At 51.9% G+C, this 24,831-nt stretch carries 25 protein-coding genes; 18 read left to right on the forward strand and 7 right to left on the reverse strand.

Going from position 1 to position 24,831, the window contains the following annotated elements; translation table 11 throughout:
* Positions 1-161: 161 nt before the first annotated feature.
* The 4 genes from PsW64_RS20470 (at position 162) to PsW64_RS20485 (ending at position 2,494) form a co-directional block, all read left to right on the forward strand.
* Entirely contained in the window at positions 162-611 is a 450-nt protein-coding gene (locus tag PsW64_RS20470) for a DNA polymerase III subunit chi (RefSeq protein WP_063288455.1), read from the forward strand.
* Positions 608-1,300: a class I SAM-dependent methyltransferase gene (locus PsW64_RS20475; protein WP_063304770.1), complete on the forward strand. Its 693-nt coding sequence runs from the start codon at positions 608-610 to the stop codon at positions 1,298-1,300. The genes PsW64_RS20470 and PsW64_RS20475 overlap by 4 nt, the downstream gene beginning before the upstream one ends.
* 76 nt (positions 1,301-1,376) lie before the next feature.
* A complete protein-coding gene (locus PsW64_RS20480) occupies positions 1,377-1,931 on the forward strand; it encodes an ATP/GTP-binding protein (protein WP_063304771.1) in 555 nt (184 codons plus the stop codon).
* 110 nt (positions 1,932-2,041) lie between these two features.
* Positions 2,042-2,494, forward strand: coding sequence for a hypothetical protein (locus PsW64_RS20485; protein ID WP_063291864.1), 453 nt, complete (start codon positions 2,042-2,044; stop codon positions 2,492-2,494).
* Positions 2,495-2,571: 77 nt separating this feature from the next.
* Here the strand turns inward: PsW64_RS20485 and PsW64_RS20490 are convergent, their stop codons facing one another.
* From PsW64_RS20490 to PsW64_RS20500, 3 genes are all read right to left on the reverse strand, one after another.
* The gene (locus tag PsW64_RS20490) at positions 2,572-4,458 is read right to left on the reverse strand and encodes an ABC-F family ATP-binding cassette domain-containing protein (RefSeq protein ID WP_057465405.1); all 1,887 of its coding nucleotides are present in this window, start codon (positions 4,456-4,458) and stop codon (positions 2,572-2,574) included.
* A gap of 120 nt (positions 4,459-4,578) precedes the next feature.
* Positions 4,579-5,016, reverse strand: a complete 438-nt coding sequence (locus PsW64_RS20495; RefSeq protein WP_063304772.1) for a DUF1801 domain-containing protein — start codon at positions 5,014-5,016, stop codon at positions 4,579-4,581.
* 106 nt (positions 5,017-5,122) lie between these two features.
* Positions 5,123-5,656 (reverse strand): DinB family protein, encoded by a 534-nt coding sequence (locus PsW64_RS20500; protein ID WP_057465351.1) that lies wholly within the window; start codon positions 5,654-5,656, stop codon positions 5,123-5,125.
* Between the two features lie 492 nt (positions 5,657-6,148).
* Between PsW64_RS20500 and ndk the strand changes: the two genes are divergently transcribed.
* Both ndk and PsW64_RS20510 read left to right on the forward strand, forming a co-directional pair.
* Complete coding sequence (gene ndk, locus PsW64_RS20505) at positions 6,149-6,571, forward strand: nucleoside-diphosphate kinase (RefSeq protein WP_057465350.1); 423 nt, start codon at positions 6,149-6,151, stop codon at positions 6,569-6,571.
* A gap of 221 nt (positions 6,572-6,792) precedes the next feature.
* Positions 6,793-7,266, forward strand: a complete 474-nt coding sequence (locus PsW64_RS20510) for a GlcG/HbpS family heme-binding protein (RefSeq protein ID WP_057465349.1) — start codon at positions 6,793-6,795, stop codon at positions 7,264-7,266.
* A 104-nt stretch (positions 7,267-7,370) separates the two neighbouring features.
* Here PsW64_RS20510 and PsW64_RS20515 read toward each other — a convergent pair whose 3' ends face one another.
* Positions 7,371-7,808 carry a hypothetical protein gene (locus PsW64_RS20515; protein ID WP_057465348.1) on the reverse strand — a complete coding sequence of 146 codons (438 nt, stop codon included), beginning with the start codon at positions 7,806-7,808 and terminating at the stop codon, positions 7,371-7,373.
* Between the two features lie 162 nt (positions 7,809-7,970).
* Here PsW64_RS20515 and PsW64_RS20520 point away from each other — a divergent pair, with 162 nt between their 5' ends.
* From PsW64_RS20520 to PsW64_RS20555, 8 genes are all read left to right on the forward strand, one after another.
* Positions 7,971-9,956, forward strand: coding sequence for an inositol phosphate phosphatase SopB (locus PsW64_RS20520; RefSeq protein WP_063304773.1), 1,986 nt, complete (start codon positions 7,971-7,973; stop codon positions 9,954-9,956).
* A gap of 368 nt (positions 9,957-10,324) precedes the next feature.
* Complete coding sequence (locus tag PsW64_RS20525) at positions 10,325-10,936, forward strand: TetR/AcrR family transcriptional regulator (RefSeq protein WP_208980904.1); 612 nt, start codon at positions 10,325-10,327, stop codon at positions 10,934-10,936.
* Positions 10,937-11,174: 238 nt separating this feature from the next.
* Positions 11,175-11,783, forward strand: a complete 609-nt coding sequence (locus tag PsW64_RS20530) for a TetR/AcrR family transcriptional regulator (RefSeq protein WP_063291870.1) — start codon at positions 11,175-11,177, stop codon at positions 11,781-11,783.
* A gap of 485 nt (positions 11,784-12,268) precedes the next feature.
* Positions 12,269-12,883 (forward strand): TetR/AcrR family transcriptional regulator, encoded by a 615-nt coding sequence (locus PsW64_RS20535; protein WP_063304774.1) that lies wholly within the window; start codon positions 12,269-12,271, stop codon positions 12,881-12,883.
* Between the two features lie 233 nt (positions 12,884-13,116).
* Positions 13,117-13,710 (forward strand): TetR/AcrR family transcriptional regulator, encoded by a 594-nt coding sequence (locus tag PsW64_RS20540; protein ID WP_244272075.1) that lies wholly within the window; start codon positions 13,117-13,119, stop codon positions 13,708-13,710.
* A 229-nt stretch (positions 13,711-13,939) separates the two neighbouring features.
* Positions 13,940-14,593, forward strand: coding sequence for a TetR/AcrR family transcriptional regulator (locus tag PsW64_RS20545; protein ID WP_063304775.1), 654 nt, complete (start codon positions 13,940-13,942; stop codon positions 14,591-14,593).
* Positions 14,594-14,821: 228 nt separating this feature from the next.
* Positions 14,822-15,364, forward strand: coding sequence for a TetR/AcrR family transcriptional regulator (locus tag PsW64_RS20550; protein WP_063288464.1), 543 nt, complete (start codon positions 14,822-14,824; stop codon positions 15,362-15,364).
* 222 nt (positions 15,365-15,586) lie between these two features.
* The gene (locus PsW64_RS20555) at positions 15,587-16,150 is read left to right on the forward strand and encodes a TetR/AcrR family transcriptional regulator (protein WP_057465341.1); all 564 of its coding nucleotides are present in this window, start codon (positions 15,587-15,589) and stop codon (positions 16,148-16,150) included.
* Positions 16,151-16,168: 18 nt separating this feature from the next.
* Here the strand turns inward: PsW64_RS20555 and PsW64_RS20560 are convergent, their stop codons facing one another.
* Positions 16,169-16,786, reverse strand: a complete 618-nt coding sequence (locus tag PsW64_RS20560; protein WP_063288465.1) for an HAD family hydrolase — start codon at positions 16,784-16,786, stop codon at positions 16,169-16,171.
* Between the two features lie 223 nt (positions 16,787-17,009).
* Here PsW64_RS20560 and PsW64_RS20565 point away from each other — a divergent pair, with 223 nt between their 5' ends.
* Both PsW64_RS20565 and PsW64_RS20570 read left to right on the forward strand, forming a co-directional pair.
* Positions 17,010-19,103: a molybdopterin-containing oxidoreductase family protein gene (locus PsW64_RS20565; protein ID WP_063304776.1), complete on the forward strand. Its 2,094-nt coding sequence runs from the start codon at positions 17,010-17,012 to the stop codon at positions 19,101-19,103.
* Positions 19,104-19,340: 237 nt separating this feature from the next.
* On the forward strand, positions 19,341-20,564 hold the full coding sequence (locus PsW64_RS20570) for a hypothetical protein (RefSeq protein WP_063304777.1): 1,224 nt from the start codon (positions 19,341-19,343) through the stop codon (positions 20,562-20,564).
* Positions 20,565-20,721: 157 nt separating this feature from the next.
* Here PsW64_RS20570 and purN read toward each other — a convergent pair whose 3' ends face one another.
* Positions 20,722-21,375, reverse strand: coding sequence for a phosphoribosylglycinamide formyltransferase (gene purN / locus PsW64_RS20575; protein WP_063291874.1), 654 nt, complete (start codon positions 21,373-21,375; stop codon positions 20,722-20,724).
* Complete coding sequence (gene purM / locus PsW64_RS20580) at positions 21,372-22,457, reverse strand: phosphoribosylformylglycinamidine cyclo-ligase (RefSeq protein WP_063304778.1); 1,086 nt, start codon at positions 22,455-22,457, stop codon at positions 21,372-21,374. Before purM ends, purN begins: the two co-directional genes overlap by 4 nt.
* A gap of 406 nt (positions 22,458-22,863) precedes the next feature.
* On the opposite strand from purM, the gene PsW64_RS20585 reads away from it, so the two are divergent.
* A complete protein-coding gene (locus PsW64_RS20585; protein WP_063304779.1) occupies positions 22,864-23,955 on the forward strand; it encodes an AI-2E family transporter in 1,092 nt (363 codons plus the stop codon).
* Positions 23,952-24,632 (forward strand): DnaA ATPase domain-containing protein, encoded by a 681-nt coding sequence (locus PsW64_RS20590; RefSeq protein ID WP_063296560.1) that lies wholly within the window; start codon positions 23,952-23,954, stop codon positions 24,630-24,632. Before PsW64_RS20585 ends, PsW64_RS20590 begins: the two co-directional genes overlap by 4 nt.
* Positions 24,633-24,831: the final 199 nt, after the last annotated feature.

The raw sequence follows: 24,831 nt of genomic DNA on the forward strand, positions 1-24,831 counted from the left end.
TGGGATCATTCACGACAATTTTTAGGATAAAATGTGGTCAATTGAGAAACACTGTGATTTGGGCTTTACATATTCCATGCGCAGCCTGATGCAGCATGCGACGCACGACGTATCGGGCTGCAGGACGCAAAAAGCCTGCCGGATAAACGGGAAACCAGAATATGAGTGAAGTGCTGTTCTACCAGCTCTCTAAATTTCCGCTGGAACGGGCCTTGCCCACTCTCCTTGAAAAGTGCTTGGAGAGAGAATGGGTTGTCACCATCCAGTTTGGAACGGAAGCACGGTGTGATGCCATTGATTCTTATCTCTGGACCTATTCTGACGATGGTTTCCTGCCTCATGGCACCAAAAAGGAAGGCCATCCGGAATTTCAGCCCATCTACCTGACAACGGAAAACGACAATCCCAATGAGGCAATTGTCCGCTTTCTTGTAGACCGCGCGCCTCTGCCAGATCCGGCGCAGTACAAGCGCGTCGTTTATATGTTTGACGGCAACGATCAGGATGCCTTGCAAGAAGCCCGGCAGCGTTGGCTGGAGGTCAAAAACGGCGACCATGAACTCACATACTGGGCGCAGACCGACAATGGCGGATGGGATCGCAAAGCATGACCACTGACGACATAGACCATCGAAAACAACTACGCGCGCGTCTGGATACATTGGAAGGCGCAAATGGTGGGGGCTGGGAAAACCGCAAAAGCTGGTTTGAGCAAGTCTACACCACTGCCGATGGCGACACCAACGAGATCCCGTGGGCCGAGCTGAAGCCAAAAGCGCCATTAGTGGAATGGCTGGAACACAACAAGGGTGAGGGGCGCACCGCGCTGGATGTGGGCTGCGGGCTGGGCGATAACGCCAATGCGCTTCTTGAGGCTGGTTGGAAAACCTCCGCCTTTGATGTAGCGCCCACAGCTATCGAATGGGCGCAAAAGCGCTTCCCATCTGGTGAAATCGAGTTCCGTTGTGCAGATCTGTTCAACCCGCCAGCAGATTGGGTTGGCAAGTTCGATCTGGTCTACGAATGCTTTACCCTGCAGGCCATCGGCATCGAAATGCGTGGTGATGTGGTCAAACCTCTCAAAAGCCTCGTCGCCCCCGGCGGCTCGCTGATCATCCTTGGGCGGTACTATGATGGCACCGGCGACCGCTCTGGCCCGCCATGGCCACTGACGGATGAAGAGATCGCAGAGTATTACGGTGATGGCTTCGAAGAGGCTTCAAGAACAACCTTCGTTCAACACAAAGACGATGGCCGCAACATCCCCCACATCTGGCTGGAGCTGAAACGCAAGGGTTAGAGCCGAGTGTCAGTAGAGAACAATCAAGCGCCTCACTTCGAGCACGGAGAGAGACGTTTTATCTTCAGGGGGCAGCATGAGGATTGCAATCACTGGAACCCACGGCAGCGGCAAAACAACACTCATAGAGGACTTCGCCGATCAACACCTGAACTATGAAGCCACTCAGGAGCCTTATTGGGACCTGGCAGAGCAGGGCGTTGCACTCTCAGATGAGCCCTCCATCGAAAGCTTCACAGAGCAGCTGAGCCACAACCTGAAAACGATCCTCACTTCCGGTGCAGAGCAAAACATAATCTTCGATCGCTGCCCGCTGGATTTCATGGCTTATTTGGAAGTGCTGAGTGAACAAGACGACGATGAATGGGAGCCGTCAGGTCAGCTCCTGAGGCAGATCGAACAAGCCCTCACCACACTGGACCTGATCATCTTCCTTCCGCTTATCTCACCTGATGAGATCACCACCACCATCGAATACCCCAAACTGCGGAAACAAACCGACACCCGTCTGAAGCAAATTCTTCGCGATGACACGCTCGGATTGCTGGATGTCCTGCCCGAAACGGTGGAGCTGACAGGTTCGAAAAGCGACCGAATGAAAGCCCTGTCAAAACTGGTTTCTAAGGCCTAACATGGTGTGAGCCGTTCACTTGAATCAGTTTGTGAAGCCGGTGAATCTGTATATTAGAAAATTAAGTTAACCGATTGTTATAACTAACTTATTGAATTGGAAGAGGCCTGATGACGCAACCGCTGGTGAAGCTTGGGCTGTTGGTGTGTTTGCCAATTCTCTTGCACACTTTCGTCCCTATGCAGGCTTGGTGGCCTGCGCTCAGATATTCAAGTTCCTACAAGCAAGATGCTCAAAAGCGCGCTGTTGAATTTGCAAAGCTCAGTCTCGAGGTTGCGGGCAAAGCGATCGTGGTTATGAACGAGCGCGACAAAAGCCATATCCTCAGCGAGCGCACACATTTAAAACTGCTTAAGTTGCAGGGCGACAGGCGCGAGCCATCTCTGGTCGCAATGCATTGCAAGGGAAGTGTCTGCACCAACCAGCCAAGTGACGCTTACTTCGCAACACTCATGTTAGTCTTGACTGCTTTGATCCTGGCCTTTGCCATGAAATTTGGGCTACGCCGGTCCTTCCCGTTGGGGGAAGCTACCGACATAGGTATGTCCGACAGGGATGCATAAGGCGCTCTACACGTAGCAATAAAAAACCCGGCACTGCTTCCAGTCCCGGGCATAACAATCTCTCGAAAGCGATAAGCCTAGCCGCCTGTCAGCTCTTCCAGTTCAGCGGACATCTTCAGCCAGTTCTCTTCGGTCTCTTCCAGCACCTTCACATAGGCGGCACGGCGGATGGCGTGTTGTTTTGCTTTGTCCGGTGCCTCGGTGTAGATGCGCGGATCAGCCAGCAGGGCATCTAGCTTTTTGATGTACTTCTGGTACTTGGAGATCTCTTTTTCCGCAGCTTCAATGTTCTTTTTCAGCGGTGCAGTTTTGGCACGGCGCTCAGCAGCTTCCTTACGGCGCGCCTGCGCATTCGCTTTCTCGCTGTCCTCCTCAACCGCGACTTTGGACTTGGAGCCACTGTCGCCCTTCAGGATCAGCTTGCGGTACTCCGCCATGTCGCCGTCGAAGTTTCTTACACCACCATCGGCAACCAGCCACAACCGGTCTGCACAGGCCTCTACCAGATGCCTGTCATGGCTGATGAGAATGACCGCACCGTCATAATCGTTGATCGCATGCACAAGGGCTTCGCGGCTGTCGATATCAAGGTGGTTGGTCGGCTCATCGAGGATAACAAGGTTCGGTCCGTGGAACGTGGCAAGGCCCAGCAGCAACCGGGCTTTCTCACCACCGGAAAGATCCTTGGCAGGGGTCAGCATCCGGTCTGTCGGCAAACCAAACCGGTCCACACGCGCGCGGATTTTGGATTCCAACGCACCCGGCATTAGCGGACGCACATGCTCAATCGGATTGCTCTCCGGCATCAGGTCATCCAGCTGATGCTGCGCAAAAAACGCAGTGCTCAGCTTGGTGGCCTTAGTCATATCACCAGACATCAATCCAAGGCGCCCGGCAATCAGCTTGGCGAAGGTCGATTTACCGTTACCATTGGCACCAAGAAGAGCAATGCGGTCGTCATGGTCAATGTTCAGCGTCAGGTTCTTCAGGATCACCGTGTCATCATAGCCAACAGAAGCCTGTTCCAGCTTGATGATCGGCGGAGAAAGCTTGGCCTCAGGCTGCGGAATGTGCAGCTCCAGTCCTGAACCTTCATCCAGCACGGAAATTGGCTGCATCTTCTCAAGCATCTTGATACGAGACTGCGCCTGTTTCGCTTTGGTAGCCTTCGCGCGGAAACGGTCAACGAAGCTTTGAATGTGCTTGCGTGCCTTTTCCTGCTTATCAGCCGCCTTCTTCTGCAGCAAAATGGTTTCACGGCGCTGACGGTCAAAACTGTCATAACCACCGCGATAGAAGGTGAGCTTACCACCATCCATATGCACAATGCTGTCGACCGCATTGTTCAAAAGGTCGCGATCATGGCTGATCAGAACAACCTGATACGGATAACGCGCAATGAAGTTCTCCAGCCACATCGTACCTTCAAGGTCGAGGTAGTTGGTCGGCTCATCAAGCAGCATCAGGTCTGGCTTGGAAAACAACAAGGCTGCAAGCGCAACACGCATACGCCAACCACCGGAGAAGTTGGCACACGGCTGCTGCTGTTCGTCATAAGAAAAGCCCAGTCCGCTCAGGATCGCAGAGGCCCGCGCTTCAGCGCTGTGGCTCTCAATATCGACAAGTCGCGTATGGATCTCCGCAATACGGTGCGCATCTTCAGCCGTTTCGGCCTCAGCCAAAAGAGCGGTGCGTTCCGTATCAGCCGCCAGAACCACTTCCAAAAGCGTTTCCTGCGTGCCCGGCGCTTCCTGAGCCACCTGACCCACACGCGCCTTTTGCGGCATGTGCACACTGCCGCTCTCAACGGACAGCTCACCGCACAGCAGCTTGAACAGCGTAGACTTGCCAACGCCGTTGCGCCCGACAAGACCGGTTTTCGCACCACTTGGAATAGTAACGGAGGCATTGTCGATCAAAAGACGCCCGGCAATGCGATATGTAAGATTAGAAACCTGAAGCATGCCACGCTGTTTGCCCCCTTAAGATACGCTTGGCAAGTCTTGATAGGAGGCGTGATCGAATAAATTTCTACAGATGCAGGCAAATCACAGGTTTCTGCGCATTTTTAGTAGCCGCTAGGCCTACCTCTTCCCATACCTGAATGCCTCCGCCAAAAAGTGCTCGACGGGATCACGTGGGTAAGTGCCATTTACAGGCACCCAGAGGCAGCGGTTGCTTTCAAAATTCAGCACATCGCCATAAAGGGTGCGCATGTCTGCAATGAGCGCTGTCTGGCAATGAACGAACAGCCCGACCCGATTGCCAAACTTGGGTTTCCAGTGAAGGCGCACCGTGGTGCCGCCATGCTTTGGCAAAGGGCGATAGGAAGGCTCACCCCACTTCAGCGTCTCTGTCAAAGAGGAGGGGCCATATAAGCGCTGGGCACAGTCCAGGATAAGCGAGCGCAGGTCCAGCAGACGGACGCGTTTGTCCTCAGGGTAAGCGGCAAATACCGCCGCGACGTCATCAGGCAAGGGCGCCTGAGCGGACTGTTTGCCGGGCTTTGTAACACGCTCCATAAATGCATCCCTGAAAAGATCATGATCAATACCAGATCATAATTGACCTCTTCAGGGAGAAACAAGAGCACACGCCTGATTATCAGGCGAAATCAGCTGCCTTTCGTCAGGCGGTAATCATGTCCTCTTCTTTTGCCATCCATTGCCCGGTCTCACGCTGGAAGTAGATCATGTCCAGCGCCGCAGGCGTCCGGCCCAGCTGGGTCAGCATGGCATGCACCTGTCCGCGGTGGTGGGTCTGGTGGTTGAAGAAGTGGAACAGCGCAGCGCCAAGGGGCTGCTGCATCACCAGTGGCTTGCGCACAGTGCGATAGATCATGGTGCGCAGGAAGTCTTTCTCCTGCATCTGATCAATCACCGAGCAGATACGATCGTCCAGCAGACGGCGCTTTTCCTGCAAGGTTGCAAGGTCGCCGGTCAACTGTTCGTCAAGGCTGTCAATCGGGTCGCCCTGGCCGGTAAAGCGGTAGAGCCAGACCTTATCTGCCACATACTGGTGATCCATGGTGCCATGAATGGAATTGAAATAAACGCCAAGATCACGGTGGTACTCTTCCGCAGTGATCTGGTCGCATTCCTGAAGCAATAGATCGTTAGCCCACTTGTTATAGGAGGCATACATTACAAATGCTGCTTTCATAGGGGTGTCCTCTTGCTATGTCTGTTGCAAGAACAATGCACGCCTTTGAACCTCTATAAATTGACCCATCTCAAACAAAACCAGCCGTAGGGGGAGACGTGTAGTCGCAACCCGAAAGACGTAGTTATCTATGCTGCGCCAGAACCTGTTGGAACCTCAACCCTTTTCGCCAAAAGCCTGCATTCGCGTCATCGTGTCCCTGGGAAAACCTCCCCTTAAAATCAAAGGGCCCATACGGAAGAGGCGGGAGGGGTGCCTCGGAGCAGGGCTGATAACAGCATTGCAACCGTCATCAATGAGTCATAATCGCCTGTTTTCTGCAGTTTTCACGCAGGACAACGTGGGAATACGGATATACCCTCTTGCTTTTTAAGGGAGAGTTTAAGTATATCTCGCGCGAACCTTTGTGGCGCTTTGTTAAGGCGCTACAGGAAAAAGATTTTTAATGAGAGCTGCCCTTCGGAAGCTCGTGACAAACTGCAGGTAATAACGATGGCGATTGAACGCACGTTTTCCATGATCAAGCCGGACGCAACCAAACGCAACCTGACCGGTGCTATCACCGCTAAGCTCGAAGAAGCTGGCCTCCGCGTTGTTGCATCCAAGCGCGTTTGGATGTCCCTGCGTGAAGCAGAAGGTTTCTATGCAGTACACAAAGAGCGTCCATTCTTTGGTGAACTGACAGAATTCATGTCTTCCGCTCCAACTATCGTTCAGGTTCTGGAAGGCGAAAACGCAATCGCGAAAAACCGTGAAGTCATGGGCGCTACCAACCCTGCAGATGCTGCTGAAGGCACCATCCGTAAGGAATTCGCTCTGTCCATCGGCGAAAACTCCGTACACGGTTCTGACGCTCCTGAAACAGCTGCTGAAGAAATCGCTTACTGGTTCTCCGGCACCGAAGTCGTAGGCTAATCTAGCTCATCGATTTCAGCTGTCTGCTGAATTCAAAAAAGGCCCGCTTGATGCTTGATTGCGTCAGGCGGGTCTTTTCTTGTCAAAAATTCCATCGTATCGTCAGGCAGTTCATAAAAGTTACTGGATAAACTCAGGTTTGCGCTGGGCACCCTTGCTTCGGACACAATTTTAAAATTAAGTCCGCGCGCACGTGGGAAAACGGAACGCGAGATAAATTCATGAATATTAATGCAAAATCGCTTCTTTTAGGGGCATCTCTGGCACTGGTAGCAAGCGCGGCAACCGCTCAGGACCATACCCGTCCTTATTTGAGCCTTGATGCTGCAGGCAAAGGCGTAAGCGCCTGTGTGGCTCTGGCAAAGGAAAACGGTTGGAACATGTCCATCGTTATTCTGGATCGGGGAGAGGATGTTGTGGCGTCTGCACGCATGGATGAGGCTCTGCCTGCCAGCTACAAAGGCGCAACGCTCAAAGCAAACACATCTTTGTCCTGGGGCATGCCAACAGAGCAGGTGAACGAGGTTCTGGAGAAGGCACCGGTCTTCAAACAGTTCCCGGGTATTCTTGGCATTGCAGGCGGCCTGCCAATCATTGTGGGTGAAAGTGCTCTGGTGGGCGGTATCGGTGTTGCGGGCAGCTCCATGGAAAATGACGCAGCCTGCGCAAAGGCAGCTGTAGAAGCCATGCGCTGATCTCAGCAAACCGAGTGAATTTAGCAAAGCCAGTTCCGTTTGTGCGGAGCTGGCTTTGTTTTTGCGCTATCTCTGTCTCAAAGGCACGAGGCCAGTCTCAGGAGTTACATCCACATTTGTGGGTGGTCCTGGCCCGACAGCTCAGGGGCCGCACCGGCTTTCACTTCTGCATACCATTCTGAGACCTGAAGGAAGACCGGGAAGACCTGCTTCAGATGCGTAACGTCAATGTCGCTGTCTGGAATGCGGATTTCGCCATAGGCTGAGGAATGGGCAACCTCAAGGCCAAAGGTCAGGTTGTAACCCGCCACATCCAGCGTATTGCTGTTTTGCAGCAGTTCCGTGAGAACACGGGTATCAGTTGGCAAGTCATTGAAGAGAATGCGGAGCACGCATGTTTCTGTGGTCTGATCAAAGCCGAATACCAGAGAGAAATTCTGATTAATTTCAAGCACGAGTTCGCCGTCGAGGTCATCCTCCAGCATCGGGCTTAAATCAATGCTTTCAAGGAATTCATTAGCGGCTGTTTGAAAGTTCGACACGGGTGCTCCTTTAAACGGGATGTTTGATTTGAACTCTGTCTAACAGAGACAATCAACCCACAGGCGTGCCAAAGGGCACATCACGCCTCTCAGCTTTCCATATGCTTTGTCTCAAGAACGCGCTCAAAGCGCCGCTAAAAGACAAAACTAAGGGAACTAGGCATGGGAATTCCGACGGTCGCGGCATCGACAACTGTCCAACCTATTGAAACTACATCTGTAAATCAGGCAAACACCAATACCGCTGAAAACACAGCCGTAAAATCAACTGAAGTGCGGAGCCAGGATGGTGGCCTGTTTAAAATTGTTGCATATGTCAGAGAAAAAATCTCAGGCTCTTCCCATCACAGCTTGGCAGCACGTGTAAACACGCCAGCAGAGGGCAGAGAGACCCAGAGCGTCCTCACCCGCATCAAGGCGTTCTTCACGGGCAGTTCACGTGCATCCCAAGCGGAAACCGCTCCGGCTGCAGCGGGTGCCACTAAACAGTTGGTGAACACAAAAACAGCTCAGTTTACCGAAAACAACAAGAGCCTTGCGACATCTGTCGAAAACATCAAGGAACGGGCCGAAACCCATGTAAGACCAGCCGCACACCACGCTGTTAAAGAATTGCTGAGTGCTGGTGTTTGTGGAAACGGTGATGTCTTCGAGATCAAAGCAGAAGTGGGCATCAACGAAGCGTTTGATCGGTTGGATGCAAAGATTGCAGAAAATCCTGATGATATCAAAGGTGTCGCCAAGGCTTCCAAAGCACTGAACAAAGACATCCAGAAGGAAGTCATCTCAGCTTACAAACTGGCAGCTTCTGCTGAGGGAACAACACTCTCCAAGAGTGATATCAAAACGCTGAAGAAAGAGTTTCAGCAGCACATGTCCGCTCACATAACCCAGTCATTGAACAAGACTGAGGCCAACTGGCAGACCACGACTGAGACCGTCAAGCTGGATGTGGCAACGCAAAGAGAACTGGGTGCCTCTGGCGATGCTGCACTGACAGAGCGCTCCTTCACAGCCACCACTACACCAGCAGCAAAACTGGAAGTTTTGGCAGGGGGCTATCAGGCCGATGAAAAACACGGCATCAGCTCAACGGCAACCTCTGAAACAGATCACGCGGTAAACCTGTGGGTCAGCGAGCTGAAAGGCGAAACCACCTCCTACGCAGCAGTCCGTCATGGCGTGAACTTCCCGTTCGGTGTCAAACATGATGCTGAGCTGGCCACAAAGGGCGCAGACACCCGAACCCAGGAAGTGGTAACAGCAGCAGCATCCACCAAAGCAGCTGACATTGTAGCATGGCGCACAGATCACCCGGGAGAGCCTTTCCCGCTGAAGATTGTTTCAACCTCACTGCTGACCGCAGCATCCAAGGCAAAGACCTATGAAACCGGCCAACAGGAAGCATGGGGCCGCGCACAGGGCGAGCAGACCATCACGGTCGACTTGCCGGGAGAAGGCATAACTGAAGTCAATGTAGAGGTCGAAGTGCTGCCGTTCAGCATGGGCGTCAACGGCTTTGCGAAACTGGGATTGTTCTCTGGCTCCATCGGCAAACATCTGGGGGATCGTCTCACTGGCTGGAAGTGGGCTGACAACCACAACGAACCGCTCATTGGTAAACTGGACGAAATGGTGGAGCAGGCTAAAGCCGATGCAATAGGGGCCAACGATCCAAGTAAAGTTGCCCGTCTTGAGAGTTATAGTACCCAGCTGCATGAGGCGGTCAATGATGGCAAGCAGCGCCGTTCCGCAGGCAATGCGTATGGTGTTGCCGTTCTGGTCAACCTGATTGCCAATGAAACCGGAGCTGTTCCTGCAATCAACTGCATGTCCGGCAAGGATCGTACAGGCTATCTGGATGCAGCTGTCAAAGCGCGTCTCATGGAAGTGGAAAGCCTGAATGCAGGTCGTCCGGAAAATGATAAGTCGATTGTGCCACAGATCTACGGCCAGCGCACAGAAGCGCAAAACGCTCTGATGAGCCTGTCCTCTGAGGTGATGGGCGGTAAGACCGTGCAAAAAGCATGCACCGGTGTGGCTGGTTATAAGGTTGGTGAAGGCGGAATGTTTAAAGTTCAGGCCAACCTGGATAACGTGCTCGACTCCAAAAGCCTGCTGGGCTTGTCTGCTGCCGTTAAGGCGTAGCCAACACCACACTTCAAAGCAAAAGCAACATCAAGAGCGGCCTCAGTGCCGCTCTTTTTTGTGGAGCAAAGAAAGAGATTTCCTGATCCATACAAGAAAGTGGAAGCTGAACACTGGACCTCATTATCTCTGGGGTATTGGGGAACGGACCGGCTGATCGCAAGGGGCTGCGACAATCTGTCATTATACCTTAGCCGGAGAGACAGGCACCAAAACGCGGCGAAATTGGCTACGGGTTTTTGCATAACAGTTTGATATGCATCAGTAATGTGTGGGTGAAGGAAGTGATATAATGCCAGAAACCAAAGGAAGACCCTTGGTAAAACTATGATTGATTAAAATTTCAATCAATATATATAGTGATCGCTATGGAAATGGAAAAAGCCCCCCGCGGTCGACCCCGTCGGTTGGATAAAGAAAAAATACTGGAGATCGCAAGTGTCCTGTTCTGGCAACAGGGCTATGAGGCGACTTCGATAAATGAGCTAGTCACTGCCATGGGTATTACACCACCAAGTCTGTATGCAGCGTATTCCTCCAAGGAGGAACTGTACCTGGCTGCAATCGACAGGTATTCGGCAAGCTATGGCCGGCAAATGCTGTCTGGCCTTGCTCTGCATTCCTGTGTTTATGAAGCAATCCGGACCGTTCTTTATGAATGTGTGGAGGTTTTCGTCGGTGGAGACCATCCTTCTGGTTGTATGATCGCTACCGGATTGGTCGAAAGTTCTAATGCTCAAGGCGCATTGGCACGTAAATTGGCTGATTTACGCCAGCAAACCATCAAGATCATCGCAGATAAGTTTAAAGCCTGTGAAACCCAGTTTGTCGAAGGAACTGACCTTCCGGCCCTTGCCAGCTTCTTTGGCGCCACAATTCAAGGCATGGCTGTTCAGGCAAGAGACGTTAACTGCCCGACAGAACTGCATAAAATCGCAGAACACAGTTTGAGCGTACTGCAGGCATCTCGTCGTTTCTGATAAAGGAAATGGCGCAAAAAATGCGTTATTAGGCGTGAATTGCTAATAAAATTACGCAATCACGCCTTTTTTATTTTGCAATATTACGCAAACTAAAGAATGTCATTTACATAATATATCAGAGTATCGTGAATGATACTGTTAAGGGTATTTCCCATGCACTCTTGAGTTTGTTGTTCCAAGCCTCCTGTCACCTATGCTTTTGGTATGAATTGCCCAACACCAAGGGAGGCTGACGATGGATAGTGATACCATTAACTTCACCGAGACGTTCCCACAGTCAATGCAGGAAGCACTCAAAGCATCCCTCAAAGTATTCTGGCGCCTCGGTGTGCACCGCACGTCCATTGATGATGTGTGCCGCCAGTCAGGTGTTTCCTATCATTTCCTCAATGAGAACTTTGAGAGTAAAGAACATCTCTATCGCACTGCAGTGATGTGGTACCTGGATCAGTATGGAAGACAGCTCCTGTCAGAGTTTGCGCTTCACTCCAATCCCACAGAAGCTCTGCGCGGTGCGCTCTATGAATGCATCGGACTGTTCTGCAACAAGCAGTGTGAGCACGCCAAGCTGTTGTCCTACGCTCTGGCTGCCGTCAACAACAGTGACCGGATCCTGATCTCGGAGCTGCTGTCTCTGCGCCGTAAGGTCTACGCCACCATCTTGATGAAGCTGAACAGCAACAAGACCCACTTGAAGGACACAGCAGACATACCCGTGCTGGCGCGCTTTTACATCACAACGCTCAGAGGTCTCGCCAGTCAGGCAGCAGACGGCATCCCAAGCGATGAGCTCTACCGCGTGGCAGATTTAAGTCTGGAGCTGCTGGAAGCCTACCGAAAATGAGTACGCCCAGCACATTTCGACCGAAGAGCCTGACAGAAATGAATATCTGTCAGGCTCTTTTTTTAGGTGAGGGTGCCTGTCAACTTTTGCCCCCCTTGAGTTGTATTTTTTCAAAAGGCTTTTTGAACTGAGGCTTTGGAGCAGGCAATCATGGCTCGTCTCAGCCTGCCGCTTTAATCTGGACACTCAATTGCCCTGATTGACTTTGTAACAGGCTTCTATTTCGCTGCGACAAACCATCGAAATCTTGCCACAATCGAAGACAGCAGACGTTAGGTCATACTCCTTTAGCAGAACAAAGAATCGATAAAATAAATCGTAATAATATAACGCCACAACAGTTGGTTACATCATTTTTCACTAAAGCTGAGGCAAACCGCTCCTCTTTGTTAAGGATAGATTTCGTTCGCCTGAGGGTAAGTTGCTGCATACGTAAATGGGCCTAAGATTGAATGCTCGTTCAATAAAGATACGGGAGATTTTCGATGCAAATCGAGACCGTTAAGACGAACCGACCGACCCCGATCAGTTTGACAAAAACCTTCGAAGCCTCCATCCACGAGTTCTCAGATTTTGGGGTGGAAGCAACGTCGCTTGGGCAAATCAGCACAGCGACGGGCGTTCCAACAGAGCGTTTATCCAAGACTTTTCATGACACGGCCAATCTGTTCTCGAATGTGGTCAAATGGTACCTGACCAGATACGAGCACCAGATCCTTTCCGGCTTTGCCATGCATTCCAACCCTGTCGAAGCCATCCGTATTGCCCTTTACGAATGCATTGAACTGTTTTGCGAAGATGACTGCCCACATGGCAGTTTGCTCTCTGTTGAGCTTATGGAGATTTCTGATACCGACGGCGTCATCGCCAAAGAAATGGCGCACCTCAAAGAGCAGGTCCACGGACGCATCTATCAAAAACTGGAGAACTGCAAACAGTGCTTCACCTCGGGTTTTAGACCCAATGAGCTTGCAGAGTTCTATACCGAAGTCATGGCGATCCTCATTAAGCAGGCTTGTGATGGGGTAGATCGCACCGACCTGTATAATCTCGCTGATGCCAGCCTTGAAAGATTGGAGAACCAGCCTGTCATACATTAGTGCATGTGAGCAAAAACGATCAGAACAAGCGGACTGGCAGCCCTCAGTGTCAGTCCGTTTTTTTGTGAAATAGAACGCTCAAATCCGGCACGAAATGAGGCTGCGAAAAGGCGAAATACTCAATTTGTCCGGATCTTGTCTATCAGGCCTTAATCGTAATTTTCCTAGCATTAATAATCAGTTGTTCTTTATCCATGGCCGCGTAATATGTACTTATGCCTATAAAGGATGAAATGCACGTGGAAACAATATCTCCGGACATAGAGGCCATGTTGGAAGCCTCGGTCAAAATGTTTTGGAAGCGCGGCTATGATGCCACTTCCCTAGATGATGTCGTGGACGCTATGGGCGTTCCTCATGAATTTGTAGAAGGGGCCTTTTCCAATAAGGAAGAACTCTATGCAGCAGCCACAAGGTGGTACCTGCAAAATTATGGCCGCAGGTTGCTTTCTGGCTTTGCCATGCATTCCAACTGCTGTGATGCCATTCGTGTCGCCCTTTACGAATGCGTCGATGTGCTCTGCGATAAAACAGAGTCAGACGGATGCCTTCTGTCATCTGGCTTACTGGAGATCTCCACCCAGGACAGTATTCTGACCAGAGAGATCACCGATCTGCGCAACACCATGGTAGGCGCGATTACGCGCAAACTCACCGATTGCAAAGAAAGCCTCAAGACCGGCACTGATATCGAAACACTCGCCCGCTTTTATGCCGCAACCCTGCAGGGACTGGCCAGTCAATGTAAGGATGGCGCCAAAAAAGAACAGCTCTATCGCGTGGTTGATATGAGCATGAAAGTTCTGGATTCCTACCGCATCAATTAAAAGGTTATCTTTATGTTCTCTGTCGATATGAGATTTGGAACATAGGGTGAACATAATGAATTTTGAGGCGTGCCAGGGCACTTCAAAAGATAACCCAATCGCGATCGTTTCTAATCCTTTACAGATGGTGAAAGTTATAGGCGCAGTAAGCCCTATGTCTTTGCAATGTTGTTTCCCATGTGACCAAAACAGCGTTGAGGAGACCCGCCGACACCATATACTCGCGGCTATGAGACCGTGCGATAAGATAGAAGGCGGAAACGTATCTCCTGAAGCGGAAAGGCTCTTCGACCAGTGCGTCAAAGTCTTTCTCCTCAAGGGCTACGAAACCTGCACTCTGGATGATATCGGTGAAGCAGCTGGATGCTCGGGAGACTGCGTGAAGGAACACTTCACGTCCAAGCAGGAACTCGCAGCTGCAGCCATGCGCTGGTACTACATCAAGTACAGCCGCCACATGCGCGCAGAAATGGCCATGCACCAGGACATCTATTCGGCCATGGAAGCGGTGTTGTTTGCCTTCATCGAAATCAGCTGCGATCAGGTCCATGCCAACAAAGGCCTGTTTGTCCGCACGTTCATTGACATTTCCAACGTTGATGAGTTCGTCAAAAACTCCTTCGAGGAACTGCAGGATGATTGGGAACATCAGGTTCTCGACAAGTTCAAGCAGTGCAAGCTGGAGCTCAAGGACGACGCCGACATCGAGGTGTTGGCACACTACTTCCTGACAGTGATTGAAGGCCTTTATGAGCTGATCAAATACGGAACCCCGTGTGATCTGATGTACAAGGTTGCGGTTGCGAGCCTCGGCGTTCTGGAAGCGCATATGAAGACCGGCCAGCCCAAGAAAAAGAAGGGCTCCAAGAAGAAATCAAAGTGAGTGCCACTGCCTTCTCACTGCCCATTGCCTTAGCTCTTTACAGAAGATGAAAGAAATCCACCAAGACGGGAGAGACCTCTTCTGTACTCATTTCCCATAGCTGGAAAACGAGATTGCTGCCCCCCACCCAAAACGTATACTGACGCCATGTCCTCATTAGATCCCATACGCGATGGTGAATTGTCACCTGAACTCGAAACCGCCTTAGATTCCTGCGTGAAGGTTTTTATGCTGCAAGGGTTCCAGCATTCCACATTGGAAGACCTTGCTGTTGCAAGCGGAAGCTCAAGAGACTTTATCGAGAAGCATTTTGCCACCAAAGAACAGTTTTGTGCAGCTGCCATGCACTGGTACTTCTCCAAATTCTATCGCCAGCTCCGCTCTGTGCTCGCGCTCCACTCAGAACTATACCCGGCAGTTGAAGCTGTGCTTTACGAGTTTATTGAACTCTCCCGAGAGCAATATGATGCTGGCACTGCCATGCGGTTCCATACCCTCATGGACATTGCTGAGCTGGATCCGGAATTGTCGGAGGAGCTGCGCAAGATGAAGCTCGAGGGCATGGAGCATTTCATCTACAAATTCACCCAGTGTAAAGGCGAGCTTCAAACCGATGATGAAGCCACATCACTGGCCAAGTTCTACGCAACGATCTTTGAGGGTCTCTCCATCATGGTACAGCACGGCATGTCCCATGAAGATCTTTACAAAATGGCAAATCTAAGCCTGGAAGTGCTGGCCAACCATTTGAAAAAAGGCATCAATTTCTGAGGCGTTTCTCCGCAGAATGATGACTGCTTCTCAGGTGAAGACACGCAAGACCTGAAAACTCAAAAACACAACGCATCAGGTTCAAATCCTTCCATTGCTTTTAAAGGTCTCTTTGCACTGCCACGGTTCTTCTTTGCAGACCTGACACTGCGCTCATATATTAGAATAGCGTTCTAACTTGAGATAGAGCGGTACTCTCGTCAGGGTTGGAATGGTGTTCTAGTGGCCAATGAAAACAACAGATATCAATCCATACTGGATGCGGCGCTGGAGCTGTTTTTAAAACAGGGCTACACAAGCACCTCGATTGCACAAATCCGCAATAAAAGCGGCGCGACGACCGGCAGCATCTATCACTTCTTCAAGGGAAAACCGGATATCGCCGTCGCGCTATGGGATCAGGCCGTCGCCGGTTGGACCAGAGAGACACGCAACACGCCTCAAACCGCTAGCGCTGAAGACACCATCAAAGCCTCCGTCAATGGCTTGCTGCGGTGGGGCAGTGCCAATCCTGATCTGTTTCGCCTCTTTGAGGAGCTGAAGGTCAAAGCCCAGACGGAAGATGAGTTCGAAACCATCAAGCAACAGATGGAGAACGTTCATTTGCAGGGAGAGGCGCTCTATGCCACCTGGCAAGTGCTGGGAGCTGTGAAACCCATCCCGTGGTCCGTTGCCTCTGCGCTCATCGTAGGCCCGGCCTACACGCTCTTAAGCACTGAGCGGGTTGTCTGTGATAAAGACAGGCAGTTTCTGGTGAAGATGGCATGGGAAGCGGTGAGGAAGTAAGAGACCCACTAAGATGCACTAAAACGACCCAAGCACCTTGATGATCTGCTCGCGGGTGTTGGGAGTAAAGTGCAGTGCCCGCCACCCCATATCCAACGCGGACATAATGTTCTCTTCCCGGTCATCAATCAAAAGCATCCGGTTGGCGGGAACCTTAAGGGCCTTGGTAACATGTATGAAAAACTCGGCGCTGGGCTTGGCCACCCCCATACGCCCGGAGGCAAACACCGTCTCCACGCGATCCTTGTAGCCCATCTGCTCTTCGATGTAGCGCGTACGCCGCGCCCCATTGTTGGTCGCAATCACCTGGCGGACATGGGTCTTGGTAAGCTTGCGCATCAAGGCCAGCAGATCAAAGTCCGGGTGGGCGTCCTTTTCAAACCAGTACAGCAGGAAATGATCAAGGTCGCCGGGATAGCCGGTCTTATCCGCCCAACGGGAGAGAAGGTCTCTGAGATCCTCATGCCCAACCAGAACCTCGTTAAAGTCATCCGTAAACATCTCCTGAGCAAAGGTGTGCCATGAGATGCCGAGATCCTCTTCAAACTGCTGCACCCAGATAAAGCGGTCATTGATAATGTTACGATTGAGAACCCCGTCAAAATCCCACGCAATTACGTCGATATCCTGCAACATGGACTGCCTCAAGCTTCAAACCATTCCCTATGAAAGACCAGAACAGGCACCTCTTGCAAGTATTAGGAAATATAGGAACACCGCAAAGACCGCGCAGGACCTCAAGAAATCGTCAATTCAAGAATTTTTTGCCTGTGCTTTCTTGACAATTTGAGTGTTACCCGCGATCTGTCTGTGCAACGAGAACAAGTCTAGAACACCAGTTTTATTGAGTACGCCACGCATGTCTAAGCCCGAAAAACCACAAAGGTTTGCCTCCGCATGTCCACACGATTGCCCGTCCACCTGCGCAATCGAGGTCGAAGTACATGCAGATGGGCGTGTAGGCCGTATTCATGGCACCCGTGACAACGATTATACCGCTGGCGTCATCTGCGCCAAGGTCGCTCGCTACTCCGAGCGCTTGCATCATCCGGACCGTTTGACCAAACCTTTGCGCCGCACAGGCCCGAAAGGCTCCGGCCTGTTCGAAGAGATCAGCTGGGAAGAGGCACTACAGGAAGTCTCAGAGAAATTCTTGGAGGCTGAGAAGAAACACGGCCCGCAAACCGTCTGGCCATACTTCTTCGCCGGCACCATGGGGCTTGTTCAGCGTGACAGCATCAACCGCCTGCGCAACGCCAAAAGTTATTCCGGCATGTACCAGACCTTCTGCACCAACATGGCGTGGACTGGCTACATCGCTGGCACCGGCAAGCTCGCTGGGCCGGACCCGCGCGAAATGGCGCTTGCCGACGCTGTGGTGATCTGGGGAACAAACCCGGTGGCGACGCAGGTCAACGTCATGACCCACGCCATCAAAGCCCGCAAGACCCGTAAAGCCAAGATTGTTGTCATCGACGTCTATAAGACCGAGACCATGAAACAGGCAGACATCGGCCTTGTCCTGAAACCGGGTTCCGACGCCGCACTCGCTTGCGCTGTCATGCACGTCCTGTTCCGCGATGGCTATGCCGACCGCGCTTACATGGAAAAGTACGCTGACGCACCTGCCGAACTGGAAGAGCACCTGAAGACCCGCAGCCCTGAGTGGGCCAGCGAGATCACAGGTCTTTCCGCAGAGCAGATCGAAGAACTCGCAAAGCTGGTTAGCGAAACAAAGAAAACTTACTTCCGCCTTGGCTACGGCTTCACCCGCCAGCGTAACGGCGTGGTCTCCATGCATGCCGCCAGCTGTATCGCGGTTGTTGGCGGTCACTACCAATATGAGGGCGGCGGCGCGTTTCATAACAACGGCGCCATCTACGGTCTCAACATGGCCATGGTCGAAGCCCACTCGCTCCACGACAGCTCCATCCGCAAACTCGACATGTCTCAGGTAGGCCGGGTTCTTACAGGCGACAGCGAAGCGCTCATGGACGGCCCGCCAGTCACCGCCATGCTGATCCAGAACACCAATCCGGTGTCAGTGGCTCCTGAGCAGACCCTCGTGAAAGAAGGCTTTGCCCGCGAAGACCTGTTCACCGTGGTCCACGAGCAGTTCATGACTGAAACGGCGCTTATGGCCGATATCGTTCTGCCTGCAACCCAGTTTCTGGAACATGACGACATCTACAAAGGCGGCGGACATCAGAACCTCCTGTTCGGTCCAAAACTGGTCAACGCCCCGGGCGAAGCCAAACCGAACCTTTATGTGCTGAACGAGCTGATTGAACGCCTCGGCGGTGAAGACCACGAAGCGCACAAGATGACCTCCCGCGAGCACATCGACTGGATGCTCAAAAACTCCAAATATCCGGGTGGCTTGAGCGAGCTGGAAGAAAACCGTTGGCTCGACTGTCAGCCAGACTTCGATGAGGCCCATTACATAAACGGCTTTGGCTATGAGGACGGCAAGTTCCGCTTCAAGCCAGACTGGGCGAAGGTGCCTGCACCAAACAACGGTCCAATGGGCCCATGGCAGCAAATGCCAGCCCTGCCGGATCATTGGGACATCAATGAGTTGCCGACCAGGGACTATCCGTTCCGCCTCGCCACATCACCGTCTCGCTCGTTCCTGAACTCTACGTTCAACGAGACCCCAAGCTCCGTGAAGAAGGAAGGCCGCCCAACAGTCATGCTGCACGCGGAAGACGCAGCCGCGCTGGGCATGGAGGAGGGCGACAAGGTCATCCTCTCCAATCATCGCGGCGAAGTCATCCTGCACGCCTCCGTGGGGGATCGTCCTCAAAAGGGCACGCTGATCGCAGAAGGCATCTGGCCCAATGCTGCACACGAAGGTGGCAACGGCATCAACACCCTCACTAGTGCCGACCAGACAGCTCCGTTCGGCGGCGCTGCCTTCCACGATATCCATGTGGCGGTGCGCAAAGCGTAAGGCAGATATCCTTGGTCTATTGAAGGGGACGATACCGCTCCTTCAATAGGCATGGACGACAAAAGTGATGATTTTCCTCAGTTCACAAAAATTGAACGCATATGTGAACAAAAAAGAGCCCTCATAGTACTAAGCGACACTCTTAACTTCGCCAGGAATCGTAAAGTAGTTCCACTTAGCGAGTTCTGATTGAATTTGATAACTCTGCGTCAAATTCATAATAATAAAGGGTGTGCAATGAGCGGATTAACTATTGGTAACTCTAGTAATTTTCACGGTGCTGTTGAAAATCTGGTAAATCAGGCTCGTGTCGAGCATGCGACCTCGTTAAATCTAAATACTGACGACTTGATCGTTTCTATTGGCAGTAAACAAGGCAATCCGCAGACAGGGGAACGGATTTACTCCGTTGTGGTTGACACGCCGCAGCACAAGCGTGGTTTGGGGGATAATCTTAAATCTGCAGCAAGTGCGTTGTCGCATGGCCGCCTTGCCAATGTGAAGCAATCTCTCTCCGACGCGACAAAAAACATCGGGAACCTCCTGGGACGGACTCAAAGTGCTCCGGAACAAGCGAAAGAAAACTGGGGCCCGTTTCTGGAACTTGCAGAGCAGACGATTGCAGACACAATAAAGCACGCCTCATCCGGGACCGAGCGTCTCGTTGATCTGAAAGCGATGATGGCCGGTATTCAAGCGAGCGTTTTTGACAGGACTGAGTTCAACGAGCACGACGGATCTCATCGCACACTGGGGGATGCCGCCAAAGTCGATATCCGCAGCTTGAAAGCCTTGGACGCTGCAGTCTCCAGTGCCCAGAGCCGAATATTGGGGTATGCAAGCAGCACCCGAAGCGCTGAGGGCTCTGGAGTGCAGCAATCGCCTCTTTACGATGTTCCACGCCAGCCACCACAACCTCTATACGATACTCCGCGCCCACAACCGCATCAGTACGATACCCCGCGGCCACAACACCCATACGATCATCTGGAGCCAAAGACGACAGTGGCGCCAACATATGCGCAGTTGAACACAGGGACTGTCTACCAGAACGTGGAAGCTCAGAACTTGGGTGAGAACACCGAAAGCTACTCCGCACGGCGTACTCTGGAAATCACGAATGGTAATTTGGGAACCAACTTCCAAAGCCTGGACGAACTAAATGATTTCCTGGAAGGGAAGGAAGCCTACATCGATGGCTATATGGCTCAAATGCAGACATCAGGCGAGTTCAAAACGTTTGAGTCATATTTCGCTCAGTTCAACAGGCCGGTCGCTCACGCATCCCAGCAGGTGACACCGCCAGTGGAACCAACGGTCACCTATGCAGATATGCAGATCGCACCTGATGAAGACGGTATCGAACAACCTGAAGTTCAGACCGAGCGGAGCACTGCGAGGCAATCTCAGTTTGTGAAACTGGATGACTTGGTGCTGCAAAAGGGTGAACTTCGGATCTGATAAGTCTCACAGGTGGTAGCGTAGGACCAACTCCGCTTTCAACGCAGAAAAAACGCAAATCGCGCAAACGAACGCACATAGTAACGCAAACGAAAAAAGGCCGGAGGCGGGAGCGCCTACGGCCTTTTTTGTGTCTCTTTATGAGAACCTTATCTCATTAACAAATAAGGCTTTTATCGTCCTGCTCAGCACCTTCAATCTTCACGCGAAAGCCATCAACGGAAGCTCTGCCACTGGCCACAGCCTCCAAGGCCTTCGGATAGATCTCATGCTCAACCGCCAGCACACGCGCTGCCAGGTCATCCGGGTTATCCCCGTCCAGAACGGGGACAGCTCCCTGCGCGATGATCGGACCCACATCCATTTCCGCTGTTACAAAATGCACAGTCGCCCCATGAATGCGAACGCCTTCCTTCAACGCTCGCTCATGCGTATGCAGACCCGGAAAGCTTGGTAAGAGAGCAGGGTGGATGTTGATCATCCGGCCTTGCCACTGGCTTACGAACCACGGTGTTAGCAAACGTAAAAAGCCAGCCAGAACAAGCAGGTCTATGTTGTGCTGTTCAAGCATCGCATTCAGATCACGCTCAAATGCCTCACGGTCCTTGCCATAAAGCTTGTGATCCAACGCAAAGGTGGCAAAACCTTCGTCAGCAGCGCGCTCCAGCCCCTTTGCGTCAGGTCGGTTGGACCCCACCACAACGATTTCCGCTGGATAATCAGGGGCTTTTGCTGCCTCAATAAGAGACAGCATGTTGGAGCCACGCCCTGAAATCAAAACACCTACGCGTTTTTTAGGCTGCGTGCTCATTTGGCAAAATCCAGCGAGCCGTCAAACACAACCTGCTCAGCTCCATCCTGCACAGCTTCCAGTTTGCCAAGTGTCACAACAGTTTCGCCTTCACGCTCAAGCACGTCGCGAACAGCATCTGCTTTGTCTGCCGCAACCGCGATCACCATGCCAACACCACAGTTGAAGGTACGCAGCATTTCAAACTGTTCAATGCCGCCAGCTTTTGAGAGCCAGCCAAACACAGCAGGAGAGGAAATAGCAGAAAGATCGATCCGTGCAGCAAGCCCGTCAGGCAGTACACGCGGCAGGTTTTCAGGAAGACCACCACCAGTGATATGCGCCAAGGCTTTGATGCCATTGGTTTCTTTAATCGCGGCCAGCAACGGCTTCACATAAATGCGGGTTGGCTCCATCAGCGCTTCGCCAAGCGTCTTGTCAGCATCAAACGGCGCTTTATCAGCCCATGTCAGGCCAGAAACCTCAACGATCTTGCGAACCAGAGAGAAGCCGTTGGAATGCACACCGGAGGAAGCCAGACCGAGAAGAACGTCGCCTTCGCCAATATCTTTGGACGGCAGCAGCGTTCCGCGCTCAGCCGCGCCAACGGAAAATCCAGCCAGATCATAATCACCAGCCGCGTACATGCCTGGCATTTCAGCCGTTTCACCACCGATCAGCGCGGCACCAGAGATTTTACAGCCCTCTGCAATCCCCGCCACAACATCGGTCGCCATATCCACGTCCAGCGCACCAGTGGCAAAATAATCAAGGAAGAACAGCGGCTCAGCACCTTGCACCACAAGGTCGTTCACACACATGGCAACCAGATCTATCCCCACACCGCTATGCACGTTGGTGTCGATCGCAATCTTTAGCTTGGTGCCCACGCCATCATTGGCCGCCACAAGAACAGGGTCTTTAAATCCAGCGCCTTTCAAATCAAAAAGACCGCCAAAGCCGCCAATGTCACTGTCAGCACCCGGGCGACGCGTTGCTTTAACCAGTGGGCTGATCCGTTTGACCAGTGCGTTCCCGGCGTCGATATCGACCCCCGCTTGTGAATAGGTAAGGCCGTTATTACCGTTCTGGTCCTGGCTCATGGATACTGCTCCGCATCATCAAGAGTATAGCGGCATGACCGCCTATCTAATTTGGCGGCATAAAAACAAAACTGTAGGGAATTGCAAGGCCGAAAGGGGAAGGAAACCACGCTGGTATCTCAGAAAAACGCACATCTGTGCAGAACCAGCTAAGCTTTTGCGAATTAATGGAGCTTTGAAAAACTCTTCATTCAGGAGAAACTTTTTCACCCCTCTCAAAGATGCTCCGAAATTAAGCGGGCGAAAAGGTGGAGTAGCTACTCTGGCAAACCTGATGCTGCGACTTGACGTAATCAACCTATGGAAACTACAACCATCTTAAATTTTAAAGATGCCTCTGTGAGCGACCGTGCTGCCGGATAACAGGCAAGCTGATGGGCTCCATGCCTCCACTTGGAGATAGTTTATGAGTACAAACAAACGGTTATTCTTCTGGTTGCTGGCTTTTACAGCCTTCATCCTGTTCTTATCGGTGTTTCAAAGCATCCTTCTACCGTTTGTCGCAGGTATGGCCTTGGCCTATCTTCTCGATCCAATTGCGGATTATCTGGAAACCCACGGGTTCGGGCGCATCTGGGCGACTGTCACGATCCTGCTGATATTCCTGATTGTTTTCACCGCAGCGCTGCTGATCCTCCTGCCAATTCTCGGCAAACAGCTGATCGCATTTCTGGAGTATCTGCCTGAACTGGCCGGAAATCTTGAAAATTTGCTGCGCGAAAGTCTTGGGCCACAAATGGACAGACTTGCAAACCTGTCAGGCCAAACCAACAAAATCGACTGGGGTGCCTTCGTCGGGCAGGCTGCAAACTTCGTTGGCGGGCTGCTGTCGTCCATCTGGAGCGGCGGGCAAGCTCTCATTTCTATCATCGGTCTGGCAGTTGTCACACCGGTTGTCGCTTTCTATCTGCTGCTCGACTGGGACAATATGATTGGACGCATCGACAGCTGGTTACCACGAGACTACCAGCAAACCATTCGCACACTGGCGAGTGATATGGATTCAGTCGTGGCCGGGTTCGTTCGCGGGCAGGTGATGATGTGCCTGATACTGGGCACGTTCTACGCTGTCGCACTGTTACTTGTTGGTCTCAAATTTGGCCTTCTGATCGGTCTTACCGCAGGCTTGATCAGCTTCATTCCTTATGTTGGCGCGATTGTCGGTTTTGGTCTGTCAATTGGTGTTGCTTTGGTCCAGTTCTGGCCTGATTATTTTATGATTGGAGCCGTGCTGGGCGTGTTTGTTGTTGGTCAGTTCCTGGAAGGAAACGTCCTTCAACCCAAACTTTTAGGTGGAAGTGTCGGTCTTCACCCTGTCTGGCTCATGTTTGCACTGTTCGCTTTTGGTTCTTTAATGGGATTTGTGGGGATGTTGATAGCAATTCCAGCTGCAGCAGTGGTTGGGGTACTAGCAAGATTTGCTCTCAGGCAATATCTTGCTAGTTCGCTATATGCAGGTCACTACAAAAATACCAATAAGACGGAAGGACTGGAATGACAGGATCGACAGGGCCACAACAATTGCCTTTGGTCTTGCCCCATGAGGAGGCTTTGGGGGTTGATGATTATCTGGTTTCAACGTCAAATCAGGCTGCATTCAATCTGATTACCAATTGGCCGGAGTGGCCATCTCCGATCGTGACCCTGCAAGGGCCGATCGGATCGGGTAAAACACATCTGGTCAACGCATGGCAGGAGCTCAGCGGAGCTCAGATCGTGGGCGGAGATGAACTGGAATTTCTCGACCTGACGGCATTGGCAGAAGCCGGGCCAGTCGCGGTGGAAGACCTGCATGCAGGTTTTGATGAAGCATCTTTGTTCCATCTGTTCAACGCAGTACGCCTGACCGGTGGCAACATGTTGATGACCACCCGTGAGTGGCCAAACACGTTTGACCTTAAAACCAAGGATCTGGCGTCCCGTTTTCGGGCGGCAACCCCGGTGCAGGTGGAAGAGCCGGACGACATGCTGCTCGCAATGGTCATGACCAAACATTTTTCAGATCGTCAGGTAACTGTTGACTCCAGTGTGATAGATTACCTCGTGATAAGAATTGAACGGTCACTGGATGCAGCACGCAACGTTGTAGACATGCTGGACAGACACGCATTGGCGAAGGGTCGAAAGATCTCCCGCGTCATGGCATCCAAAATTCTGGAGAGCATGGGCGAGTAGGAACCGAGGCGTATCTCCGAAAAGTGGTTGCCGGTTTTCGGCTCCAGATACGCTTGTAAATAATGCTGAGAGCTTGCTGCTGCACTGCAACATGCTCTAAGCTTTATTTTCCCGTCAAAAATGTATGGTCTAAATGACCAGAATCATACAACGGACAGCGCAATCGTCTGATATTCTAAGGGCGAGGTGCGCCCATACA

The organism is Pseudovibrio sp. W64, assembly GCF_001623145.1.
Taxonomy (GTDB): domain Bacteria; phylum Pseudomonadota; class Alphaproteobacteria; order Rhizobiales; family Stappiaceae; genus Pseudovibrio.